Source organism: Cryobacterium sp. Hb1 (genome assembly GCF_004403585.1).
In the GTDB taxonomy this organism is placed as follows: domain Bacteria; phylum Actinomycetota; class Actinomycetes; order Actinomycetales; family Microbacteriaceae; genus Cryobacterium; species Cryobacterium lyxosi.
Genome location: NZ_SOHI01000006.1, coordinates 60,873 through 81,665, shown reverse-complemented (window position 1 = coordinate 81,665; position 20,793 = coordinate 60,873). Strand labels below are relative to the sequence as shown.

The following is a 20,793-nucleotide window of genomic DNA, read 5'->3' as shown; positions in this document are numbered from 1 at the left end:
GACTCCTGAGATGGGGGTTTGCGGGCCGATGATGCGCGCCCCGTCCAAGGTTCCATCCTAAATGCTGGCGCTCGGGGTCGGTGCCATGTGACGCTGCGCTGCGGGCCGGGCCGGGGCGGGAGTGGCTAGTGCGCGACCTCGCGGCGACCCTCGAAGGCGCGGCCGAGGGTGACCTCGTCGGCGTACTCGAGGTCGCCGCCCACCGGAAGACCGGAGGCGAGGCGGGTCACCTTGATCTCGAGGGTTGTGAGCAAGCGCGACAGGTAGGTCGCAGTGGCCTCCCCCTCGAGGTTCGGGTCGGTCGCGATGATAACCTCCTGCACCGTGTTATCGGCGAGACGCTGCATCAGCTGGCGGATGCGCAGGTCGTCGGGGCCGACGCCGTCAATCGGGCTGATGGCGCCGCCGAGCACGTGGTACAGCCCCTTGAACTCGCGGGTGCGTTCTATTGCGACGACGTCTTTGGCCTCTTCCACCACACAGATCGATGTGGGGTCGCGACGTGGGTCGCGGCAGATGAGACAGGTCGGCTGTTCGGAAACATTGCCACAAATTTCACAGAATCGCACCTTGTCGCGCACCTCGAGCAGCACGTTCGCCAGCCGGGTCACGTCGAACTTCTCGGTCTGCAGAATGTGGAATGCGATGCGCTGGGCGGACTTTGGTCCGATACCCGGAAGCTGGCCGAGCTCGTCGATCAGTTCCTGAACGATGCCTTCATACATGGTCTAGTAGTCGTTTCTGGTTCGGGGCGCCGCGCTGTACGGCTGCTCTTCGATGAAGGTGGCACCAAGAATTTCGCGCACGACGGCTTCGCCGTAGCGCTGCTTCGTCGCGAACGACGGCGCCCGCGACGGATCTTTTGGGGCGCCGCGTTGGCCGGCGTTCGGGTGCTGCCGCCCACGCTGCGCGCTGGTCTGCACGGCGTTGGTCTGCGCGGCGTTTGTCTGCACGGCGTTTGTCTGCACGGCGTTTGTCTGCACGGCGTTGGTCTGGACAGCTGATGCCTCAGCCTGCCCCGCGTAGTTCGGCACACGTTCGTCGGCGGGTGCGTCCATCTCGGGGGGAACGTCGTCATCGAACGGTGGTGGTACGTCGTCGAACGGCGGCTCGTCGTGACGCTGCGGCGCGGCAAACGGCGCAGCGGCCGAGGCGTCAGGTACCGCGGAGTGCGCAGCCGGGGAAGTGGCAACTGAGGTCGCGGACGACGAGGCCGTGACCGGGGCAGTCGTCGAAACCTGTGCAGCGGCTTCGGCCGTGGCATCCGTTGTCTCGTCGGCGATAACGGGTAACGCGGGACCATTGGGCGAACCGGGAATGGCCACGGTGGCCCACCCACTGGTTGATGCGGCGACCGGTGACGCGCCTGCGCCCGGCGACGCTACCGCGCGCGCAGCGGCGGCCGGAACGGACGCCGTGCGCGGGGTAGCACCAACCCCACGTGCAGCCGGTGTCGCTGCAGTCGGTGTGACTGCAGCCGGCATGGCTGACCGGGACGTCGCCGAAACCGCAGTCCCTGGATCTGGCTCAGCCGCTTCGAGCGCATCAGCGCCGGGTGCTGCAATTGCGGTTGATTCAAATGCGGGGTTCGCTGGCGCAGGCTCCGCGGCGACGGTCGGCGAGGCCCCGGACGACGCGCTGGGCGAAGAGGTCTCACGGCTCGCTTCGACGCGCGCGATGAATTTGACCCGCAGGCCGAGCACAGCCACGATCGCCGTGCGCAGAAAATCGCTGGTTCCCATTCCGGGAACTTTTTGCTGCTTGAAGCTCTCGACGTCGGCTTGGCTCGGGAACGAGAGGGCGAGCACGTCGCCGTTCAGGCCGAGCACTTGAGCGGTGTAGACGACGAGCCACGCCGTGGTCTTCTCGTTTTTGACAGCTTCGAGAATCTCCGGCCAGGCATCCTTGAGCTGCTGCAGAGTGACCGGGGCGCCGGGGGCGCCAGCGGGGCGGTCAGCCTGCGTTCCCGAAGTGACAGACTCGGCCACCGGTTGTGGAGACACGACTGGTGGTTGTGGAGACAGGATCGGCGCCGAGGCTGCGGGCGCGGAGGATGGCGACGCTTGGGAGACGGGCAGCATTCCCTGTGCGGCGGTCTTGGCGGACTTGACCAGCGATGCGGGCGCGGAGGAGGCGTTCACCACAGGAGGCGAGACAGGCGCGCCCGAGGCAGGCGGCACAGATCCCGCGGAATTCGCCGAGTCACCAACGGCGGGCGCCGCAGCAACACCGTCGACGCCGATGCGACGCTCGAGGCGCTCGACCCGGGCCAAAGCTCCACGGGTCGTGTCATCGGTCGCGGGAATCAGGGCGCGCGCGATCATGAGCTCGAGGTGCAGTCGCGGCGAGGTGGCCCCGCTCATCTCGGTAAGCGCGGCGTTGAGAATATCGGCGGTCCGGGAGAGTTCGGCCGTTCCAAAAGCGGCGGCCTGAACGCTCATGCGCTCGAGTTCGTCTTGCGGCACACCGCGCAGCACGGCCGCCGCCCCCGCGACGCTCGTAGCCGCGACGATAATGAGGTCGCGCATGCGTTCCAGCAGGTCTTCGACGAACCGGCGCGGATCTTGCCCAGTCTGGATGACCCGGTCGACCGCATCGAACGCGGCGGCTGGATCGCGGGCGCCGATGGCCTCAACGGCCTCGTCGAGCAGGGACGCGCTCGTGTAGCCCAGCAGTGCCACGGCGCGTTCGTACTCAATGGACTGCCCGTCAGACCCGGCCATGAGCTGGTCGAGCAACGAGAGGGTGTCGCGCGGCGAGCCGCCGCCGGCGCGCACGACGAGTGGCAGCACCCCGGGGGCAACGACCATCTTCTCGGTGTCACACATCTGCTGCACGTATTCGAGCATCGGTCCCGGCGGCACCAGCCGAAACGGATAGTGATGGGTGCGCGAACGGATGGTGCCGATCACCTTTTCGGGTTCGGTGGTCGCAAAAATGAACTTCACGTGTTCCGGCGGCTCTTCGACGATCTTGAGCAGCGCGTTGAAGCCCTGCGGCGTAACCATATGCGCCTCGTCGAGGATGAAGATCTTGTAGCGGTCGCGGGCCGGCGCGAAAATAGCGCGCTCACGAATGTCGCGGGCGTCGTCGACGCCGTTGTGGCTGGCCGCGTCGATTTCGACGACGTCGAGGGAGCCTCCGCCATCGCGGGCGAGTTCCACACAGCTCGGGCAGACACCGCAGGGAGTGTCGGTAGGACCCTCAGCACAGTTCAGGCAGCGGGCCAGGATGCGCGCCGACGTGGTCTTGCCACAGCCACGCGGACCACTGAACAGATAGGCGTGATTAACCCGGTTGGTGCGAAGCGCCGTCATCAGCGGATCGGTCACTTGGGACTGGCCGATCATCTCGGCAAAGGTCTCTGGCCGATAGCGGCGATACAGGGCGGTAACCACGTTCTCAATGGTACTTGCCCGCACCGACACTCGCCCGCGCTCGCGCCGCTGAACTGTTCTGTGCCTGCGCGTAAATCCGGTCGATCCGCGACAAACCGTTCGAACGAGCTAACCCACCGTCGCCAGGGTCTGGCGGGCGATCTCGAGCTCTTCGTTGGTGGGAATCACCAGTACGGTGACCGCGGAATCGTCGGCGCTGATGACACGCGCTCCCCGTTCGGCGGCCGCGTTGCGCTCAGGATCGATGCGGATACCCAGCGCCTCCAGCCCGGCAAGCGACCGTTCGCGCACGAGCGGCGCGTTCTCCCCGACACCGGCCGTGAACGAGATCACATCGAGCCGGCCGAGCTGCGCGTAGTACGCCCCGATATAGCCCTTGATTCGGTGCACATACACGTCGATCGCGAGTTGTGACGGCCCGTCACCGGCGGTTGCGGCTTCCATGACGTCGCGCAAGTCGCCGCGTCCGGTGAGGCCCAGCAGCCCGCTACCGCGGTTGAGCAGGGTGTCGAGGTCATCGAAGTCGAGTCCGGCCCTACGGTGCAGGTGAAAAAGCACGCCGGGGTCGATGTCACCGGAGCGGGTGCCCATGACGAGCCCCTCGAGCGGCGTCATGCCCATGCTGGTCTCGACCGAACGGCCGCCGGCGACCGCGCAGACCGAGCCTCCGTTGCCGAGGTGCAGCACAATCTGGTTGAGCTCCGTCACCGGGCGCGCGAGAAAGTTGGCCGCCTCGCGGGCCACGAATCCGTGGCTCGTGCCGTGAAAGCCATAGCGACGAATGCGAAAACGCTCCGCCAGGTCGGCATTGATCGCGTAGGTGAACGCCTCCGGAGGCAACGTCTGGTGAAACGCCGTGTCGAAGATGGCCACGTGCGGCACGTCCGCGAAGGCTTCACCGGCCGCGACGATGCCCTGCAGCGCGCCCGGATTGTGCAGCGGCGCGAGCCCGGACAAATCATCGATGTCACGCTCGACCTGCGGCGTCACCAGGGTCGGCTCGTGAAAGCGCGCTCCGCCGTGCACGACGCGGTGCCCGACCGCGACCGGCGCGTGGGCCGCGAGCGATGGCCCGTGGGTCGCGAACGCCGCGAGCATCACGGCAAATCCGGCCGTGTGGTCGGGTATGGGCAGCTCACGCTTCCATTTCTGATCAGTGGATGCCGAAGCTGGCGTTTTCGACGCGGCATCCGCCTCCGCAGTAGTTGCCGCCACCCCGGCGACAGAGTGTGCGGCCGCGCCCATGAGCTCGCCGATGCGCTCGACCAGACCGCTCGCCAACGTGGTCTCGGTGTCCATTTCGATCAGCTGATATTTGAACGAGCTCGAGCCTGAGTTGACGACGAGAACCGCAGTCACCGAGTTGCCCCGGCGGGTGTGGCATCCACGACAGGACTGTTCCGCGCGCCGGTGTCCAAAGCGGAGGCAAGCCCGGCCGCCTGGATGGCCGTGATCGCGACGGTGTTGACAATGTCCTGCACCAGGGCACCGCGGGAGAGGTCGTTGATCGCCTTGCGCAGGCCCTGCAGCACGGGGCCGATCGCGACGGCGCCAGCGCTGCGCTGCACCGCCTTATACGTGTTGTTGCCGGTGTTGAGGTCGGGAAAGATGAACACCGTGGCGCGGCCAGCCACGCTGGAACCGGGCATCTTGGTGGCGGCGACCGCGGCATCCGCTGCGGCATCGTACTGAATCGGGCCTTCGACCAGCAGGTCGGGCCGGCGCTCACGCACCAGGGCGGTCGCGGCGCGTACCTTCTCGACGTCGGCGCCCTCGCCGGAACTGCCGGTGGAGTACGACAGCATGGCGATGCGCGGCTCGATGCCGAACTGCACCGCCGTCGCCGCAGCGGAGATAGCGATGTCGGCGAGTTGCTCGGCCGTGGGCACCGGAATGACGGCGCAGTCGCCGTACACCAGCACGCGGTCGGCGAGGGCCATGAGGAACACGCTCGACACGACTCCGACACCGACCTGGGTCTTGATGATCTCGAAGCTCGGCCGGATGGTGTGCGCGGTGGTGTGGGTGGCCCCGGAGACCATGCCATCGGCGAGACCCTGCTGCACCATCATGGTTCCGAAGTAGCTCACGTCGGTGACGGTCTCGTTGGCCTGGTCGAGCGTGATGCCCTTGTGGGCGCGCAACTGCATATATTCGTGCGCGAACTTGATGCGCAGCAGGTCGTCGTAGGGGCTCACGACGTGGGCCTTGGAGATATCCAGCCCAAGGTCGATGGCGCGCGAGCGCACCTCGAATTCCTCGCCGAGGATGGTCAGTTCGACCACATCGCGGGCCAGCAGGGTGGCAGCGGCGCGCAGCACGCGGTCGTCCTCGCCCTCGGGCAGCACGATGTGCTGGCGGTTCTGCCGGGCCCGTTCAAGCAGCGTGTACTCGAACATGAGCGGGGTGACGACCTCGGCCCGGCTCACATCGAGCCGATCGAGCAGTGCGGCCGCGTCGACGTGCGTTTCGAACAGGGCCAGCGCCGTGTCGTGTTTGCGTTGCGAGTCGGCGGCGAGCCGCCCTCGGGTGCGGGTGATGCGCATGGTCGTGTCGTAGGAACCGAGCGACGTCCGAATGATCGGCAGCGATGGGGCGAGGCCCTCCATCAGCTGCTGGATAGCGTCGGGGAGTTCGAAGCCGCCATTGAGCACGATGCCGGCGATCGACGGGAACGTTGCGGAGGCGTTGGCGAGCAGCACGGCCAGCAGCACGTCCTCCCGGTCACCAGGCACGACGACGACGGCGCCTTCGATCAGTCGTGGCAGCACGTTGACCATCGACATGGCCGCCACGACAACGCCGAGCGCTTCACGGGCCAGTAGCGCCGGGTCGCCCTCGATCAGGGTGCCATCGGTCGCCTCCATGATGCTCTGCATGCTCGGTGCGACAAGGTAGGGGTCTTCGGGAATGGCCCAGATCGGCACGCCGAAGGCTCCGCCCGAGCGCGCCGGCTGGGCGTTGGTCGTGGCGCGCACCGACTGGATAATCTCGGCCAGGGTCATTTCGTCGGCGCGGTTGACGATGATCGCCAAAATGGATGCATGTTCGTCGCGCAATTCCGCCAGCGCTACGTCGGTCTGCTGACCGATGTCCATGGCGGAGCGGGCGTCGCTCTGGCCGAGGCGTTCACCCTCGCCGGGGCCGACACGGCCGCCGAGCACGAGCAGTACCGGGGCGCCGAGGTTCGCGGCGATGCGGGCGTTGAAAGCGAGTTCGGTGGGGCTGCCGACGTCGGTGTAGTCACTTCCGATGACGACAACAGTGTCGCAGTTGGCTTCAATCGCCTTGTAGCGCGCGACGATACGGGCCAGTGCCGCGTCGGGGTCGGTGTTGACGTCGTCGTAACTGACCCCGATGCTCTGCTCGTAGGTTTGCCCGGCCGCAGCACCGGGTCCGGCGTTGGCCTGCAGGTGGCGAAGCAGGAGCTCGACGACGTAGTCGGGTTCGGTTGCGGTGCGGGCAACAGGGCGAAACACGCCCACCCGCTCCACCAGGTGGGTGAGCGTGTCGAGCACGCCGAGAGCGATTGAAGATTTGCCGGTATTGCCTTCGGCGCTGGTGATATAGATGCTTCGAGCCACGGTGTCCATTCAAGCGTATGTGGGGTGTGAGTTTGTTCTAGCTAGATGTTGTCGCTGCCGGTTTGGTCGATGCGCGGCGCGGCATCCGTCTTCGACCAGGACCAGTTGGTGACCGCTGGCAGGTCCTCGCCGAAGTCCCGGGTGTACTGGCGCGCCGCCAGGCGGGCGTCCTGCATCTGCTGCCGGAGCAGGCCGGCGCGGGCGGCGAGGCCGGGTGTGCGGTCGATGACGTCCATGACGAGGTGATACCGATCGAGGTCGTTGAGCATGACCATGTCGAAGGGGGTCGTCGTGGTGCCGTTCTCCTTGTAACCGCGGGCGTGCAGGTTCTCGTGGCCGTGGCGCTTGTAGGTGAGCCGATGAATGAGCCACGGGTAGCCGTGATAGGCGAAGATAATGGGCTTGTCTGGCGTGAACACGGCATCGAAGGCGCTGTCGCTCAGGCCGTGCGGATGGTCGTCCTCGGACTGCAAGCGCATCAGGTCGACGACGTTCACGACCCGCAGCTTGAGATCCGGCAGGTTCTCGCGCAGAATCTCGGCGGCGGCGAGCACCTCCAGCGTCGGAACGTCGCCGGCCGCGGCGAGCACGACATCGGGCTCCTGACCGGCAATTTCGGTGCCCGCCCAGTCGAAGATGCCCAGTCCCCGGTTGCAGTGGGCGACGGCCTCGGCCATGGTGAGCAGGTTCGGCGCTGGCTGCTTGCCGGCCACGACCACGTTGACATAGTTGACGCTGCGCAGGCAGTGGTCGTAGGTGCTCAGCAGCGTGTTCGCGTCGAAGGGCAGGTAGACCCGCACCACGTCGGCGCTCTTGTTGACGACGTGGTCGATGAATCCGGGGTCCTGGTGGCTGAACCCGTTGTGATCCTGCCGCCAGACATGCGAGCTGAGCAGGTAGTTCAGGCTCGCGATCGGCGCCCGCCACGAAATATCGGCGGTCACCTTGAGCCATTTGGCGTGCTGGTTGAACATGGAATCGACGATGTGAATGAACGCTTCGTAGCAGTTGAACAGTCCGTGCCGCCCGGTGAGCAGGTAGCCCTCGAGCCAACCCTGGCACTGGTGCTCGCTCAGCACCTCCATGACGCGGCCGGCGCGCGCCAGGTTCGTGTCACCGGGCCGAATCTCGGCGTCCCACTGTTTGCTGGTCACCTCGTAGACCGGCGGGGCCAGCCGGTTGGAGGCGGTTTCATCTGGCCCGAAGATACGAAAGTTGTCGGGATTCAAGCGGATGACTTCGGCCAGGTAGCCGCCCAGCACCCGCGTGGCCTCATCCGTCGTTGCAGCCGGCTCTGGCACGTCGACGGCGAAATTGCGAAAGTCGGGCAGGTGCAGGTCGCGGCGCAGGAGTCCGCCGTTGACGACCGGGTTAGCGCTCATGCGCAGGGGACCGACCGGGGCGAGAGCTCGGATGTGTGCGACGGGAGCACCGTTGGACTCGAACAGCTCTGCGGGACGGTAGGAGAGCATCCACTCTTCGAGCAGGGCCGTGTGCTCCAGGGTGTCACGGGCGTTGGCGAGCGGAACCTGGTGGGCGCGCCAGGTGTTCTCCACCTGCACGCCGTCGATAATGGCGGGACAGGTCCAGCCCTTGGGAGTGCGCAGGATGATCATCGGCCAGCGTGGACGGGCAAAATCCTCGTTGTTGTTATCGGCCTCCGCCGCCGCTGCCTTGATCTCGGCGATCTGGTTGAGCACCCGATCGAGGGTCTCGGCCATGCGGGCGTGCACGAGCAGCGAATCTTCACCGTCGAAGCCGCCAGAGACGATGTACGGAGTGTGACCGTAGCCGCGCATGAGGTCGAGCAGCTCGTCTTCGGGGATGCGCGCGAGCACGGTGGGGTTGGCGATCTTGTACCCGTTGAGGTGCAAAATGGGCAGCACGACGCCGTCGTGAATCGGGTCGATGAACTTATTGGAGTGCCAGCTGGTGGCGAGCGGCCCGGTTTCAGCCTCGCCGTCGCCCACCACCGCGGCCACGAGCAGGTTGGGGTTGTCGAATGCGGCCCCGTAGGCGTGGCTGAGGGCGTAGCCGAGTTCGCCGCCCTCGTGGATGGATCCGGGGAGTTCGGGCGAGGCATGGCTGGGGATTCCACCGGGAAAGGAGAACTGGCGAAACAGCTTCTGCACGCCGTGCGCATTCTGCTCGATGTCGGCGTAGACCTCGGTATAGGTGCCGTCAAGGTAGGCGTTGGCGACCATGCCCGGACCACCGTGGCCGGGACCGGTGATGTAGATGGTGCTCTGGCTGCGCTCCTGGATCGCGCGGTTCAGGTGCGCATAGAGAAAGTTGAGGCCAGGCGTTGTGCCCCAATGGCCGAGCAGGCGCGGTTTGACGTGGTCGCGGGTGAGGGGCTCGGTGAGCAGGGCGTTGCCGAGCAGATAGATCTGGCCGACGGTCAGGTAATTCGCGGCACGCCACCAGGCGTCGATACTCGCGAGGGCCTCCGGGCTAAGCGGTGCGGGTGCACGCGTAGGCCAGGTCATGGTGCCGGAATCGTGGATCATCGGTCCTCCGCATCGTCTCGCGGCCACGCAGCCGCGCTTCTTCCATCCTATTGAGCCTTGGTCGTGCCTCAAGTGCCAAAGGTCCCGTTGGCCGCGGAGGCGTCCACTCCCTGGCTTCAGTCCAGTAGATTCACTTCTGAACGCGACCTGATCCAGTCATAGAATCGTTCAATGGAACTGCGTCAACTTGAACATTTCGTCACGGTCGCCGAGGAACGTCACTTCACCCATGCCGCCGACCTCTTACAGATCTCACAGTCCGGCCTCTCGGCTTCGATTCGTGCCCTCGAAGGTGAACTCGGGATGTCGCTTTTCGCCCGCAGTACTCGGCGAGTAGAACTGACCGCGGCCGGACAGGCGCTTCTGGCGGACGCCCTGCGCACGCTGGCCAGCGCCGCCGCCGCGCAGAATGCGGTCGCGGCCGTTCGTGGTCTCATGCGTGGCCGGCTCACCGTCGGGGCCGAACCGTGCGCCGGCGCAATCGACCTGCCCGCCGAGCTGGCGCAGTTCCGCACGGTCAACCGTGGTGTCGAGGTCAGACTGCGCTACGCGGGTTCGGTCGAACTCATCGAGAGCGTCGCAAGCGGGCGAGCGGATATCGCGGTCGTCGTCGAGACCGGTCCCACCCCGCCAGGGGTTACCCTGCACGAGCTCGGTACGCAAAGGCTCGTTGTACTCGCTCACCCCGAGCATCCGCTGGCCGGCCGATCCTTGATCACTCTGGAGTCTTTGCGCACCGAGTCGCTGATCGGTTTTCAGTCCGGTTGGGCCGCGCACGTGCTCGCCCGACGGGCCTGTGCCGCAGCCGGATTCGACTATCGGGCGGCGATGGAGGTCAACGACGTGCATTCTCTACTGGATCTGGTGGGTTACAACCTCGGTGTCGCCATTGTTCCGGCGAGCTTCGCCGCCAAGCGTCCCGAAACCCTGCGCACGATCGAATTGCCCGGCGGCCTGCCGACGTGGAGTGTCGCGGTCGCCGTCGCCGACGAGCCGAGCCCGGCCGCCAGGGCGTTTCTGGATCAGCTCTTGGCAAACGTGGCGGTTCAGGTTGCGGGCAGCTCGGTCGACACCAGCTCGGCCGCCGCCACCTGAGCCGAAACGCTTATTGCTGGTTGCTAAGCCCTCGTCCTGGCCGCGTCAATGAGCGCCTCGAAGCTACGCTCGAGGTCCTTGTCTCTGATTTGCGCGTCGGGGTGTGCGTCGAACCAGCGGATGGTGTCGCGCGCGCCCTGCGCGAGCGGGGTGGTGCAGACAAAATCGGGCACGAGCGCCTTTATCTTGCTGTTGTCGAAGATGACGGAATGCGCCTTGTCGCCGAGCAGTGCCGCGCCGAGATGCGGTACTGCAGCCGCGATGGTCTCCGACGCAACGTGCACCAGCTCGGGCAGTGGCGCGCCCGCTGCCTCGGCGTACAGCTCGTAGATCTTATTCCACGGCAGAAATTCGTCGGAGGTGATGGTGAAACTGTCGCCGATGGCCTGTGGCAGGCCGAACAGCCCGACAAAGGCCTGAGCGAAGTCCGTGCTGTGTGTGATCGTCCAGAGCGAGGTGCCGTCACCGTGCACCAGCACGGGGCGACCGGCGCGCATGCTGACGATGTCACTCCACCCGCCGGTGAGCGGAATCGCCGTCTGGTCGTAGGTGTGCGAGGGTCGCACAATCGTGACCGGGAATCCTCGCTCGCGGTAGGCCGCCACCAACAGGTCCTCGCAGGCAATCTTGTCCCTCGAATACTGCGAGTAGGGGTTTCGAAGCGGCGTGGATTCCAGGATGGGCAGTCGAGTCGGCGGTTTCTGGTAGGCCGACGCCGAACTGATGAACACGAACTGGCCCGTATGCCCCGAGAACAGCTCGATATCTGCCGCCACGTGCTCAGCCGTGAACGCAACGAAGTCCACGACGACATCGAAGGTTCGCCGACCCACAGCAGCCCGGATCGAGGCCGGGTTGCGCCCGTCTGCCGTGAGGACTTCCACACCGGCGGGAACCGGGCGCTGGGTTGTCGTCGCCCGGTTCAGCACCGTGAGACGGTGCCCGGTCGCGACCGCTCGTGCTGCAGCGGCAGCGCTGATCACGCCGGTACCGCCGATGAACAAGACGTCGAGCCCGCGCATCACCATGCGTAGTCTTCCGGAGCGCTTTTCTTGCCGGGGAAGATCTCGTCGAGGCGGGCCAGCGCCGACGCGTCGAGTTTCACATCGAGTGCGCGGATGCCCGCAGCCAGCTGGTCCTGCGTGCGCGGACCGATGATCGGAGCGGTGACGCCGTCCCGGTGCAGCAGCCAGGCGAGCGCGACGTCGCCGGGTTCGTGGCCGAGTTCGGCGGCGAAGTCTTCGTACTTCTCGATGGCGTCGCGGTGAGTCGCGAGGGCTTGCACGGCATGGTCGGAGAGGCGACGCTTTCCGTCTCGTTGCTGGCGGAGAACTCCGCCGAGCAGTCCGCCCTGCAGGGGGGACCAGGCGATGACGCCGATACCGTTGGCCTCTGCGGCCGGCAGCACTTCGAGCTCGATATCACGGGTGATCAGGTTGTAGATGGACTGCTCGCTGACCAGTCCGGTGAAATTACGTCGACGTGCTTCGGCCTGGGCCGTGGCAATGTGCCAGCCGGCAAAGTTGCTGCTGCCGGCGTAGAGGATCTTCCCCTGCGCAACGGCCGTCTCCATGGCCTGCCAGATCTCGTCCCACGGCGTGCTGCGGTCGATGTGGTGAAACTGGTACACGTCGATGTAGTCGGTCTTGAGTCGGGTGAGACTCGCGTCGAGGGCGCGGCGGATGTTCAGGGCCGAGAGCTTGCCGTTGTTTGGCCAGTCGGTCATGTCACCGTAGAGCTTGGTGGCGAGCACGGTCTTCTCGCGACGCTCGCCGCCCTGGGCGAACCAGTCGCCGACGATCTTCTCGGTCGCGCCGTGCCCAAGGCGACCGCCGTAGACGTTCGCGGTATCGACATAGTTTATTCCCGCCGCCTGGGCGGCGTCCAAAATGGCGAACGATTCGGACGGGTCCGTTTCCGGGCCGAAGTTCATGGTGCCGAGGCAGAGGCGAGAAACCTTGAGGCCGGAGCGGCCAAGCTGGGTGTATTCCATACCCTTAGGTTGGCCGCGCATCGGTCGACTGTCCAACAGCACCCACGGATACTACTGTGCACCTGCGCTTCTCAATCGAGAACGCCTGCCCAGCCGTCTCGGCAAACGGATGCCGCCCCGGTTGCCCCGCGCTTTTCAAGTAGAGAAAAGACTCCTCGCGCACCCGCCAGAGCCCGGTTACCCTTGCTACGTTTCCGTCCTGGGGGAATTGGCCAAGGTGGCGCCACACGAGGAGCCGAACTTTAGTTTAGGGTACGACGTGAGGCGTGGCCAACCGAGCGCGGTCTGGGCCGGTGGCGGCAGCATCCGCTGGAAACAGGTAAGATTCTCTGGTGCCGTTGCTTTACTGAAACGGCGGCCAGGAGAATTCGCCTAGTGGCCTATGGCGCACGCTTGGAAAGCGTGTTGGGTGAAAGCCCTCGGGGGTTCGAATCCCCCATTCTCCGCCAGATAAGCAGTACAGCGTGTTGGGTGACGCACAGCCCCACTTGCGGGGTTCGAATCCCCCGTTCTCCGCCAGATAAGCAAACCGCAGCGTGTTGGGTGACGCACAGCCCCACTTGCGGGGTTCGAATCCCCCATTCTCCGCCAGATAAGCAAACCGCAGCGTGTTAAGTGACGCACAGCCCCACTGGCGAGGTTCGAATCCCCCATTCTCCGCCAGATAAGCAAACCGCAGCGTGTTGGGTGACGCACAGCCCCATTTGTGGGGTTCGAATCCCCCATTCTCCACCAGATAAGCAAACCGCAGCGTGTTGGGTGACGCACAGCCCCATTTGTGGGGTTCGAATCCCCCATTCTTCGCCAAAACAACAAACTCAGCGTGTTGGGTGACGCACAGCCCCACTTGCGGGGTTCGAATCCCCCATTCTCCGCCAGACCCGTTGTACAGCGTGCTGGGTGACGCACAGGTCAGACGGCAGCGCGATCGGCGAGACCGCGCACGAAGGCGGCCTGGCCAGCGTGCTGCAGATCGTCGGAGAGCACACTCGCGAGGCGCACACCGACCGTGACGGCGGGGGTCCAGGAGTCGTCGACGACCCGGTCCAGGTCCGCCGCGCTCAGGGTGGTCAGATAGGCGAGGGTCGCGGTGTGCACGGCGTCGTAGTAACCGCCAAGCAGGTCGGCATCGGCGCGAACGGCGGCGACCTCGGCGGAGGTGAAGCCATAGCCGATCCTCTTCGGCTCGAACGGCAGGTCAAATCGTTCGGCCCACCCCTGCCCGGTGTACACCTGCTCGGTGCCCGCCAGGTCGGCGATATGGTCGTCCTGCAGGCGGGACAGGTGCCAAATGAGCCAGGCGATGGTGTTGGCCTCGGCATCCGCTCGATACGTGAGGGTGGCGACGGTCGCGTTTTTCAGGGTCGCACCTACGTATCCCTGGATACGGGAAAACTCTTCGATGAGCAGTTCGGACGGGGTCATGGCTCTCCTTAGTCGTTCTGCCACCGTACCCCCGCGCTGCGCCGCGATGCTGGCGATGTTATTGCTACGCTCCGCCCAGACGTGTCCAGCCATGATGGTCACAATCCCGAAATCGCGCAGGCCATCGATTCCGGCCGAGCGCAGTCTTGTGTTGTTTACGTGGCGTAAGCCTAAAACTTCGTGCCCCGATCAGCGGTGTGGCCCAACGACCAAGCGCTGCCGCGTGAGGTCGAGCCCGAGGGCAACGACGCGCGCCGAGAGGCCCTCGAGCCCTTCGGCGAGCGCCCTCACCTCGAGCGCGTGGTGCAGCACCGACGCACTTCGGACGGGGAGTGCGCGCCAGATGTCAGCAACGGTGTTGCATAACGAGATCGAGCCGGTGGCGCTGGTCACCGACCATCCCGCGGCGAGCGCCGCGATGCGGGGTGCGCCGGGCACGCCGGCACACACGGCGGACACCGTTTGCGCCACCAGGATGCGATTTCTGAGGGTGTGTTCGTTGCCCATCACCGGATCGGGGTAGACCGTCGTGCCGCATGCTCCGCACATTTTCGGTTCCTGACTGACCTGACGGCCCGAGTTACTGCATCACGTCGCCGGAGTTGGGCCCGAGGGTCTGCCCCACATAGAGGTTTCCTCCCGGCTCACTAGCAAGCAGCAGCGCCGTCGGGGCGACTTCGGCCGCAACGCCGAACCGCCCGAGCGGCAGTTCGGCGCGCTTGGCACGCTTCCAATCTTCGGAGATGCCCTGCACGAGCGGGGTCTCGATCGGGCCGGGCGCGATGCTGTTGACGAGCACGTTGTCGCTGGCAACTTCAAGCGCCAGCGATTTAGTCAGAGCCACGACCCCGGCCTTGGCCGCCGAATAGTGGCTCAGGCCGGTGCCACCCTTGATGGCGAGCTGGGAGGCGATATTGATGATGCGGCCCCATTTCTGTTGGCGCATCTCCCCCACCACCTCCCGGCAGCACAGGAACACCCCGGTGAGGTCGACCGAGAGAGTCTCGTTCCACCTGGCGAGTGTCATGTCTTGCAGGGGCGACTCGGTGAGCAGGCCGGCACTGTTCACCAGAACGTCAATGGTGCCAAGCCGTTGGCGAGCGGTCGCGAAGGCCGCGCGCACGCTGTCTTCCTGCGACACGTCGACGTTGATCGCGTCTGCGTTGATCGCGTCAATGTCGGTGACCACGCGATCGAGTACGACCACGCGGTCACCGTTGGCGACAAATGCTTCGGCGATCGCCCGCCCGATTCCGCTACTACCGCCGGTGACGACGACTCCGCGGCCGGTGGACGCGCGATGGTGCAAGGTCATTTCTGTTCCATATCTAGGCGCGCATTTTCACGGTGAGTCCGCCGTCAACGATGAGGGACTGCCCGGTGACGTACCCGGCCTGCGACGAAGTGAGAAACGCGATAACACTGGCCACTTCTGCCGGCGTACCCACCCGACCCCAGGGGATGTCCTTGCCGGCTCGATCGAGTCCGTCTGGTCCCAGCGAATTTACCGGGTCGAGTGATTGCGGAGTTTCGATGAGTCCGGGAATGACCGCATTGGCCCGAATGCCCTGCGGCCCCAGTTCAACAGCCACACTGCGAATCAGACCGAGCACGCCGGCTTTCGCCGCAGCGTAGTGAGCATGACCCTCCCACCCGTAGACCGCGCCGGCGATCGAGGAGACCGCCACCATGGCGCCGCCCTCGGTCATGCGTTCGGCTCCGGCACGCAGCGTGCGCAGCACACCGGTGAGATCGACATCGAGCATGTCGGTCCACCGGGCATCCGTCATGTCGGCGAGCGATGAATGACGCAAAATACCCGCGTTGGCCACGGCGCAGTCGAGGCGGCCGTACTCGTCGACCGCTCGTTGGGCGAAAGCGTCAACGGATGCCGTGCTGCGCACGTCGACCTCGTGCACGACGGCTTCGCCACCGGCGGCGCGCACCAGCCGCAGTGTTTCCTGCGGGTCGTGCGGGTCACCCGGAAAAGTGCCGATGACGCTGCGCACCCCCTGGCCGGCATAGTGCACGGCGAGGGCCCGGCCGATGCCGCTGGCGGCTCCGGTAATTATCGCGACACGGGCTTCAGACACGCTGGGCTTTCAGCTCGGTTTCCGGTGCGACAGCGAGGGGAGCTTCTGCCATGGGCTTGGCGGCGAACATGAGCACACCCGAGATGAGAATGCCGAGGGCACCGACCCAGAGCGCAGCGGTTCCCGTGTTGGCTCCGGCGGCGACGGCGGTGAACAGCGCGCCGCCGATAACGATGCCGGGCTGGCTCATCGCGCCGATGAACGCGGTGCCGGTGGCGCGGCAGCTCACCGGGTAGCACTCGGCCATGAAGTACTGAATAGCTGCGTACGGGCCCACCAGAAAGAACAGGCCGGCGCCAAAGCTCGCAACGATGGTCACGGGGCTGTTCGCGAGGGGGCTCAACATGATGGTGAAGGCGACCGATGCGAGGATCCAGCCGCTGATGATGGTGCGCTTGCGGCCGATCTTGTCGCCGAGCCACCCGTGGAAAACGTAGCCAAAGTAGGCCAGGGCGTTGATGACAATGAGCATCCAGAAGGCATCGGAGAGTTCGACGCCCTTGGCGTTCTTGAGCACGGAGCTGCCCAGAATGCTGAAGATCATGATGCCAAAGAAGTTGAAGATCCAGGCGAGCGAGAACACGATCGTGTTACGGCGCAGCTTCGGCTCCCAGATGAGCTTGAGGGGTGCGGTCGAGGAGTGCTCGACGCCATACGACCCGGCGAGCAGGTGGGCTTCTTCGGTGCGCCCGGCCTTGTCGAGGCGGCTGAGTTCACTGTGCAGTTCAAACTGAGGAGTTTCTTTGAGCTTGCGTGCGATGGCCCAGACGATGAGCGCTGCGGGGATGGTGGCCATCAAGTACAGGGCACGCCAGCCGAGGGTCGGAAGAAAGGCCAAAGCGAGCGCACTGGCGAGCAGAAAGCCGAGCGGCCAGCCGCCCTGGATGAAGGAGTAGCTCAGACCCGGTCGCTTGCGCTTCTTCTCGTCTTCGGTGACCTGGTAGACCTCGTTCATATAGGTCGCGTTGACGGCCTGCTCGGAGAACCCCAGACCGCCGAAGGATCGCACGATCACGAGCAACCCACTGCTGAGGAAGGCCATTCCGGTGGGGATGATAGCGGTGAGGCCGGAGACGATGGCCGTGCCACCGACGGTGACGATCATGCCCTTGCGTCGTCCGAGGCGGTCGATGACCGGGCCGACGCCGAAGCAGACGATCGCGGTGCCCACTGCGATCCAGGTATTGATCGCGTAGGCTTCCGGCGCGGTCCAGCCGAAGGATTCCTGCATGGCGGGAAGGAGCGTGCCGAACAGGCCGTAGTCAAAGACCGCGACGGTCCAGGCGAGGAGCGCCAGAATCGTGGCGGTGCGGGTCTGCTTCACGGTGAAGGCGGGAAAGCGACGTTTCTCGTTGACGGTCGCCGCCGTGAGATCGAGGGTGGGAGATTTCAGTTTCATGCGGAGGGAGCCTTTCGGGGGGAACGGGCGAGGAACGAATCTGCAATCTGGTCGAAGGTGTTCCAGCTGACGCCTTCGTGGGAGTTGAAATGCTCGATGAGGCGCTCGAGCATGAGGAGCACTTGCGGTCGCCCGGAGACGTCGGGGTGGATCGTCATCGTGAAGACGGCCTGATCCATTTCGCGGTAGACCCAGTCGAACTGGTCTTTCCACATCTGTTCGATATCGCGTGGGTTCACGAAACCGTGTGAGTTGGGGGCGGCCTTGATGAACATCATCGGCGGCAGGTCATCGAGGTACCAGTTGGCGGGAATCTCCACGAGGTCGGTCTCGATGCCGCGCACGAGCGGCTCCATCCAGGTCTGGGCGTTCTTTGCGTAGTCGATCTTTTTCCAGCTGTCACCGACACGCACGTAGTACGGCTCGAAGTCATTGTGCATGAGCGAGTGGTCGTACTTGATGCCGCGTTCGAGCAGAATTTCGTTCGTCACCGTGGAGAATTCCCACCACGGGGCGACATACCCGGTGGGCCGGCGGCCCGAGACGTTTTCGATCAGTTCGATGGATCGGTCCAGGATCGTGGTCTCCTGTTCGCGGGTCATCGCGATCGGGTTCTCGTGGGAGTAGCCGTGCACGCCCATCTCGTGGCCCGCGGCAACGATCATGCGGGTGAGCTCGGGAAAGGTCTCGATGGAGTGCCCTGGAACGAACCAGGTGGTGGGCAGGTCGTACTTGTCGAACAGGCGAATAAGACGCGGCCCACCGACCTCGCCGCTGAACATGCCGCGCGAGATGTCGCACGGGGAATCTTCGCCGCCGTAGGAACCGAGCATGCCGGCGACAGCGTCGACGTCTACTCCAAATGCAATCTGGATATCTTTTTTCATATCTGAGCCTTTCGTTGCACTAACAAATTTGGGTGGACTCGACGATGGCTGCCCCGTACAGGGCAAACGCGTCGGCGATCTCGTCATGATTGCGATCGAGCTGCAGCAGAAGGCTGAGCAGAATCAGCGATTGTGAGGGCCGCAGCAGGCCAGTGGGGATGGCACCGGCCGCGACGAGGTCTCGTCCTCCGCCGGCGCCGTAGACCGGGATGACCGGGCCGGCACTCACCCGGGTGCTCGTCACCACGACGGTGCCGGCCGCGGCGGCGGCGGTGACGGCGGCGCACAGGGCGGGGTTGCCGTTGCCGCTCCCCGTCGCTTGCAACACGATTCCGCTGGCCCCAGCAGCCACAGATGCCTGCAGCAAGATTCCGTCAGCCCCCGGATAGGCAGACACCACGTCGACGCGCCTGGCCTGGCGGGGAGGGATGGGCGGGAGCGGGAGCGGGGGCATCCGCTGGTTCTGGCGCGTGATGACGACGTCACCGGTGGCGGTCAAAAAACCGGCCGAGCCAAAGTCGGGGTTGGTGAAGGCATGAAGCGCGAAGGTCTGTGCTTTGCGCACGCCGTGGGCGGGGAATATCTCGCCGGCGAAAACGATCAACACGCCGAGGCCTGCTGCCGCAGGTGATCCAGCGACCGCGATCGCATCGGCGAGGTTGCCGGGACCGTCGGGGTCGGCGGCGTCGGCGGATTTCTGCGCCCCGGTAAAGACCACCGGGCTCACGTGGTCGTGGGTGAGGTCGGCCAGGTAGGCGGTCTCTTCCATCGTGTCAGTGCCGTGCGTGACGACGACCCCCCGCACCGATGGGTCGGCGAGGGCAATCTTGATCTGCGCGCAGATCGCGATCATGTCGACGAGAGTGAGCAGGTAGGACCCCTCACAGGCGACGTCGACGACCCGCACGGGGTAGGCCGGGGCCGTGGCCAGACCGCCGAGAACCTGTGCACCGGCGTCGGCGGCAACCGCGGCACCGCCTTCCGCAGAGCGGGCGCGGGACGAGATTGTTCCCCCGGTCGCCAGCAACACCACGTGGGTGCCGGCACGATCTGTCATTATTTTCTCCGGGGGTCGGTACCCAAACGATTGGGTTTCTTGATGCAAGAGTAAATACCCAATGTTTCGGCCGACTGCACGCGTCATTGCGGGTACGTAACACTCGCTACCCAATCGTTTGGGTAGTGAGGTTGTCAAACTATAGAATGAGATCGACAGGCAAGTCAAGCTTCGTATCCGGCTCTCTCGGATCACGGAAACTGGAGACAGCGACATGACAGGCATCGGACCGGGGTCCGTCACCCTGAAAGATCTGGCCGCCGAACTCGGCCTGCACCCGTCGACCGTGTCACGGATCCTGCATGGAAAAGCTGACACGGCACGCGGCGCCGCCGCGCCGGTGACGGCCCAACGTGTGCGTGACCTCGCCAAGAAGGTGGGCTACTCCCCCGACCCCCAGGCCACGAGCCTGCGCACGCGGCGCACGCATCTTCTCGGAGTTATCGTTCCGCGTCTTTCCGACCTCGTGCTTGCGGTTATGTACGAAGGGATCGACGAGGCAGCCGACGACGCGAACTATTCCACATTCGTCATGAACTCTCGTGACGATACATCGATACAGCGGCGCAAGATGGAAATCATGCTGTCTCGGCGGGTAGATGGCCTCATCATCGGTGACGCGCACCTTGACGGCAATATTCTCGACGATCTCACCGAACGCAAGGTGCCGTTCGTGCTCATGAACCGTGCCATTGCCGGCTTTGCATCAGCCACCTGCGATGACATCCTCGGCGGAGCTCTGGTGGCGCAGCACCTCTGGGACCAGGGCCACCGCGATGTTTCCATCATCGCTGGTGAACCCTACGCCAGTACTGGGGTCGATCGCACGCACGGCTTCGTCTCCCGGTTTCGCGCGCTCGGTGGAACAATCCCGGAGAGCGCCATCGTATGGTCGCGCTTCGACACATTGGGCGGGCACACCGCAGCGGATAGCATTCTGCGAGACACAGATCGTCGCCCCAGCGCGATCTTCGCGGTCAACGACTTCGCAGCCATCGGCGCCATGGGCGCGGCAAATTCTCATGGATTGCACGTGGGCCGCGATCTGGCAATTGTCGGATTCAATGACACGTCGCTGGCCGCGCAACTGCCTATCGCGCTGTCATCGGTGCACTCGCCGATGCACGACATCGGCCGGGTCGCCGTGAAGTTGCTCCTCGGCGTGCTGAACGGAGACGCCGTGGAGTCGATCAAACTTCTTCCTGTTCTATGCGTGCGAGACAGCAGTGATTTCACGTGGGCGGCGGGGTAAAAGACGGTTACTGCCCGAAAACGGTGCGGCTCCCCCGGGTACTTGGATGGTGCCACGTCAAAGTTGACGCTCGCCGGCACATCATCGTGAAATACCCTTT

The 20,793-nt window shown here is 65.0% G+C and carries 16 protein-coding genes, 1 tRNA gene and 1 other RNA gene; 3 read left to right on the top strand and 15 right to left on the bottom strand.

Features of this window, described 5'->3' with window-relative positions:
• Nucleotides 1–125: 125 nt before the first annotated feature.
• The 5 genes from recR to E3T38_RS01000 form a co-directional block, all read right to left on the bottom strand.
• On the bottom strand, nt 126–725 hold the full coding sequence (gene recR / locus E3T38_RS01020) for a recombination mediator RecR (protein WP_104192574.1): 600 nt from the start codon (nt 723–725) through the stop codon (nt 126–128).
• A 3-nt stretch (nt 726–728) separates the two neighbouring features.
• Nucleotides 729–3,398 (bottom strand): DNA polymerase III subunit gamma and tau, encoded by a 2,670-nt coding sequence (locus E3T38_RS01015; RefSeq protein WP_134545584.1) that lies wholly within the window; start codon nt 3,396–3,398, stop codon nt 729–731.
• A 108-nt stretch (nt 3,399–3,506) separates the two neighbouring features.
• On the bottom strand, nt 3,507–4,757 hold the full coding sequence (locus E3T38_RS01010) for an acetate/propionate family kinase (RefSeq protein WP_134545583.1): 1,251 nt from the start codon (nt 4,755–4,757) through the stop codon (nt 3,507–3,509).
• Entirely contained in the window at nt 4,754–6,982 is a 2,229-nt protein-coding gene (pta, locus tag E3T38_RS01005) for a phosphate acetyltransferase (RefSeq protein ID WP_134545582.1), read from the bottom strand. The genes E3T38_RS01010 and pta overlap by 4 nt, the downstream gene beginning before the upstream one ends.
• A 41-nt stretch (nt 6,983–7,023) precedes the next feature.
• On the bottom strand, nt 7,024–9,492 hold the full coding sequence (locus tag E3T38_RS01000; protein WP_134545581.1) for a phosphoketolase: 2,469 nt from the start codon (nt 9,490–9,492) through the stop codon (nt 7,024–7,026).
• Nucleotides 9,493–9,663: 171 nt separating this feature from the next.
• Between E3T38_RS01000 and E3T38_RS00995 the strand changes: the two genes are divergently transcribed.
• The gene (locus E3T38_RS00995) at nt 9,664–10,587 is read left to right on the top strand and encodes a LysR family transcriptional regulator (RefSeq protein ID WP_134545580.1); all 924 of its coding nucleotides are present in this window, start codon (nt 9,664–9,666) and stop codon (nt 10,585–10,587) included.
• Nucleotides 10,588–10,610: 23 nt separating this feature from the next.
• On the opposite strand, the gene E3T38_RS00990 is transcribed toward E3T38_RS00995, so the two are convergent.
• The 3 genes from E3T38_RS00990 to ffs form a co-directional block, all read right to left on the bottom strand.
• Entirely contained in the window at nt 10,611–11,609 is a 999-nt protein-coding gene (locus E3T38_RS00990) for an NAD-dependent epimerase/dehydratase family protein (protein ID WP_134545579.1), read from the bottom strand.
• Nucleotides 11,609–12,580, bottom strand: a complete 972-nt coding sequence (locus E3T38_RS00985) for an aldo/keto reductase (protein ID WP_134545618.1) — start codon at nt 12,578–12,580, stop codon at nt 11,609–11,611. The genes E3T38_RS00990 and E3T38_RS00985 overlap by 1 nt, the downstream gene beginning before the upstream one ends.
• Nucleotides 12,581–12,723: 143 nt before the next feature.
• An RNA gene (gene ffs, locus E3T38_RS00980) (signal recognition particle sRNA small type) lies at nt 12,724–12,820 on the bottom strand.
• Between the two features lie 121 nt (nt 12,821–12,941).
• Between ffs and E3T38_RS00975 the strand changes: the two genes are divergently transcribed.
• Nucleotides 12,942–13,029 (top strand) — tRNA-Ser (locus E3T38_RS00975).
• A 463-nt stretch (nt 13,030–13,492) separates the two neighbouring features.
• Here the strand turns inward: E3T38_RS00975 and E3T38_RS00970 are convergent.
• The 7 genes from E3T38_RS00970 to E3T38_RS00940 all read right to left on the bottom strand — a co-directional run bounded on the left by E3T38_RS00970 (nt 13,493) and on the right by E3T38_RS00940 (nt 19,441).
• Nucleotides 13,493–14,005: a DinB family protein gene (locus E3T38_RS00970; protein ID WP_134545578.1), complete on the bottom strand. Its 513-nt coding sequence runs from the start codon at nt 14,003–14,005 to the stop codon at nt 13,493–13,495.
• A gap of 189 nt (nt 14,006–14,194) precedes the next feature.
• Nucleotides 14,195–14,554, bottom strand: a complete 360-nt coding sequence (locus E3T38_RS00965) for a hypothetical protein (protein WP_134545577.1) — start codon at nt 14,552–14,554, stop codon at nt 14,195–14,197.
• 31 nt (nt 14,555–14,585) lie between these two features.
• On the bottom strand, nt 14,586–15,320 hold the full coding sequence (locus E3T38_RS00960) for an SDR family NAD(P)-dependent oxidoreductase (RefSeq protein ID WP_134545576.1): 735 nt from the start codon (nt 15,318–15,320) through the stop codon (nt 14,586–14,588).
• A 13-nt stretch (nt 15,321–15,333) separates the two neighbouring features.
• Nucleotides 15,334–16,098, bottom strand: coding sequence for an SDR family NAD(P)-dependent oxidoreductase (locus E3T38_RS00955; protein WP_134545575.1), 765 nt, complete (start codon nt 16,096–16,098; stop codon nt 15,334–15,336).
• Nucleotides 16,091–17,497: an MFS transporter gene (locus E3T38_RS00950; protein ID WP_134545574.1), complete on the bottom strand. Its 1,407-nt coding sequence runs from the start codon at nt 17,495–17,497 to the stop codon at nt 16,091–16,093. The genes E3T38_RS00955 and E3T38_RS00950 overlap by 8 nt, the downstream gene beginning before the upstream one ends.
• Nucleotides 17,494–18,384, bottom strand: a complete 891-nt coding sequence (locus tag E3T38_RS00945) for a polysaccharide deacetylase (protein WP_134545573.1) — start codon at nt 18,382–18,384, stop codon at nt 17,494–17,496. The genes E3T38_RS00950 and E3T38_RS00945 overlap by 4 nt, the downstream gene beginning before the upstream one ends.
• A 19-nt stretch (nt 18,385–18,403) precedes the next feature.
• A complete protein-coding gene (locus E3T38_RS00940; RefSeq protein ID WP_166805367.1) occupies nt 18,404–19,441 on the bottom strand; it encodes an asparaginase in 1,038 nt (345 codons plus the stop codon).
• A gap of 214 nt (nt 19,442–19,655) precedes the next feature.
• On the opposite strand from E3T38_RS00940, the gene E3T38_RS00935 reads away from it, so the two are divergent.
• Entirely contained in the window at nt 19,656–20,693 is a 1,038-nt protein-coding gene (locus E3T38_RS00935; RefSeq protein WP_134545572.1) for a LacI family DNA-binding transcriptional regulator, read from the top strand.
• Nucleotides 20,694–20,793: the final 100 nt, after the last annotated feature.